This window comes from Zavarzinia sp. (genome assembly GCF_049306435.1).
GTDB lineage: Bacteria > Pseudomonadota > Alphaproteobacteria > Zavarziniales > Zavarziniaceae > Zavarzinia.
Genome location: NZ_JBAQRT010000120.1, coordinates 1 through 2094, shown reverse-complemented (window position 1 = coordinate 2094; position 2094 = coordinate 1). Strand labels below are relative to the sequence as shown.

Sequence of the window (2094 nt, the reverse complement as noted above, 5' to 3'; positions counted from 1 at the left end):
TCGCCTTGCAGCCGGGCGAGCAACTGGCCGGCACCGGGCCGATGGCCGCCGGCGACGAGGCCGAGCAGGACCACGACCCGGCGCGACAGCCGCTTCACCGGCCGCCGGTCGCCGCGGAGCCGCATGGCGTCTTCCGGTGGCGTGGCGCCGGTCATGACGCGGGCCTGCTGTCGGTGCGGACGATCCGCACCTTCTGCTGGGGCTCGGCACCGAGGCGGAGCTCGGCGGCGGCGAACAGGCGGTCGACGATCATGTGGCGGCCGCGCACCCGGTAGTTCACCAGTTCGGCACCGCCGTCGGCACCGACGACGAAGAGTGGCGGCATCTCGCCCTGGCCGATACCGGCGGGGAACTCGATATAGACCTGCCGGCCGTCGTCGAAGGCGCGGAGCGGCCGCCAAGGCGGCGTATCGCCCTCGATCGCATAGCGGAAGTTCAGGGCGGCGATGTCGATGCCCTCGGCGACCGGCCGGACGGCATCGGCCGCATCGTTCCGGCGGCGGAGGGCCAGCAACTCGTCCTGTGGATAGGACCAGGAGACGGAAGCCATATAGGTCGAGGGCGTCGCCTGTAGCTCGACGTGATAAGTCCGCCGGTCGGTATTGATCACCAGGTTGGTGGCGATGTCGGCGCGGATCGGCTTGACCAGGATATGGATCCGCTTGCTCTCTGCCATACCGCTCTCGGTATCACCGATGATCCAGCGCACGGTATCGCCGGCGGCGATCGGCCCGGTGCCGGCCAGTTGCTCGCCCGGCTGCAAGGCGATGTCCGAGATCCGGCCGGGGGCGGCATAGACCTGGTAGAGGGCACCGTCGGTGAAGGGATAGACCTGCACTGCGTTGACGAAGCCGTCCCGTACCGGCTGGATGCGCGCGGCCGCATTGGCCTGTTCCACCCGCACCGCCGGGGCAGCCGGTTCCGGCCGCGGGCGCTCGCTGGGGAGGGGCCGCAACTGCCCCGGCAGGGGCAGCGGACGGGGCACGTCGACGACAGTCACCGGCGCCGGCGGGTCGGCGGCTCGCACCGCCGGTGCGGCATCGTCGTAGCGGATGGCGGGCGGTGCCTGGCCGGCGCAGGCCCCGAGGGCGAAGGTGCCCAAGAGAGCAAGCAGGACGATCGGGCGGATCATGGCGTGAGCTCCTTCGACCAGTCGATGGCATTGACGAAGATGCCGAGCGGGTTCTTGCGCAGATGGTCGGCATCGGCAGGCGGGCGGATGGCGATCGTGAGGATGGCGCTCCAGCGCTCGGTGGCGGCGAGCTGGCCGCTCTCGTAGCGCTTCTCGCTCCAGGCGATGCGGAAGCTGTCGGGCGAGGCGCGGATCACGCTGGAGACCTCGACGGAGACCTGCTGCTTGCCGACCCTGGCGAAGGGATCGGCAACCCTGGCGAAGTCGTTGAGGGCCAGCGCCCCGCGGTCTGTGGTGAAGTCGTAAGCGCGCAGCCAGTTCTGGCGGAGCACGATGGGGTCGGCGGGCACGCTACGGACCTGCTCGATGAAGCGGGCCAGGTGGAAGGCGATCTGGGCATCGGCCGGCTGGTAGTCCGGCGTCGCTGGGGCGATGCTACGGGCTTCCCCCAGCCGGTCGACCTCGACCACCCAGGGCACGATGGTGCCCCGCGCCGACTGCCAGACCAGGGCGGCGGCGAAGCCGCCGGCCAGGATCAGGCAACCGAAGGCGATCAGGCGCCAGTTGCGGGCCTGGGCGCGGGCGGAACCGATCCGCTCGTCCCAGACCTGGGCGGCGCGCTGGTAGGGGGTATCGGGTTCCGGCGTCCTGCCGTAGCGGACGGATGCGCGCTTGAACATCAGCGGTCACCTTCGGTGAGGGAGATGGAGGTGTCGCCGCCATGGCCGTCGGTGGCACGGATGGCATGGGCAGCGGTAGTGGCGCCCTGATGCAGGCTTTGGGCGCGCTGCATGCGCCGCGCCCAGGCGGGGGCAGCAGAAGGGCCTTCAGGCACGGGGGTGGCGTCGCCGGCGACCGTTCCAGCGGTGGAACTGCCGCCCGTCGCCGCGAAGGCGCTGCGCGCTCCTTCCCGGGCAGCCTCACCCATCGCGGCGGACGACCTGGCGGCGACAGTCTTGAAG

2 protein-coding genes and 1 pseudogene are annotated in these 2094 nt (G+C 71.1%); all 3 read right to left on the bottom strand.

Features of this window, described 5'->3' with window-relative positions; genetic code table 11:
* Window positions 1–151 precede the first annotated feature (151 nt).
* Entirely contained in the window at window positions 152–1132 is a 981-nt protein-coding gene (gene trbG, locus WAZ62_RS06400; RefSeq protein WP_109920224.1) for a P-type conjugative transfer protein TrbG, read from the bottom strand.
* Window positions 1129–1812 (bottom strand): conjugal transfer protein TrbF, encoded by a 684-nt coding sequence (gene trbF / locus WAZ62_RS06395; RefSeq protein ID WP_109920225.1) that lies wholly within the window; start codon window positions 1810–1812, stop codon window positions 1129–1131. Before trbF ends, trbG begins: the two co-directional genes overlap by 4 nt.
* Window positions 1812–2094 (bottom strand): annotated as a pseudogene (locus WAZ62_RS06390) (P-type conjugative transfer protein TrbL); the annotation flags it as partial. The gene trbF and the pseudogene WAZ62_RS06390, both read right to left, overlap by 1 nt.

Coding starts and splice junctions, on each gene's coding strand:
- trbG (WP_109920224.1), bottom strand. CDS start 1,132: ATGATCCGCCCGATCGTCCTGCTTGCTCTCTTGGGCACCTTCGCCCTC.
- trbF (WP_109920225.1), bottom strand. CDS start 1,812: ATGTTCAAGCGCGCATCCGTCCGCTACGGCAGGACGCCGGAACCCGAT.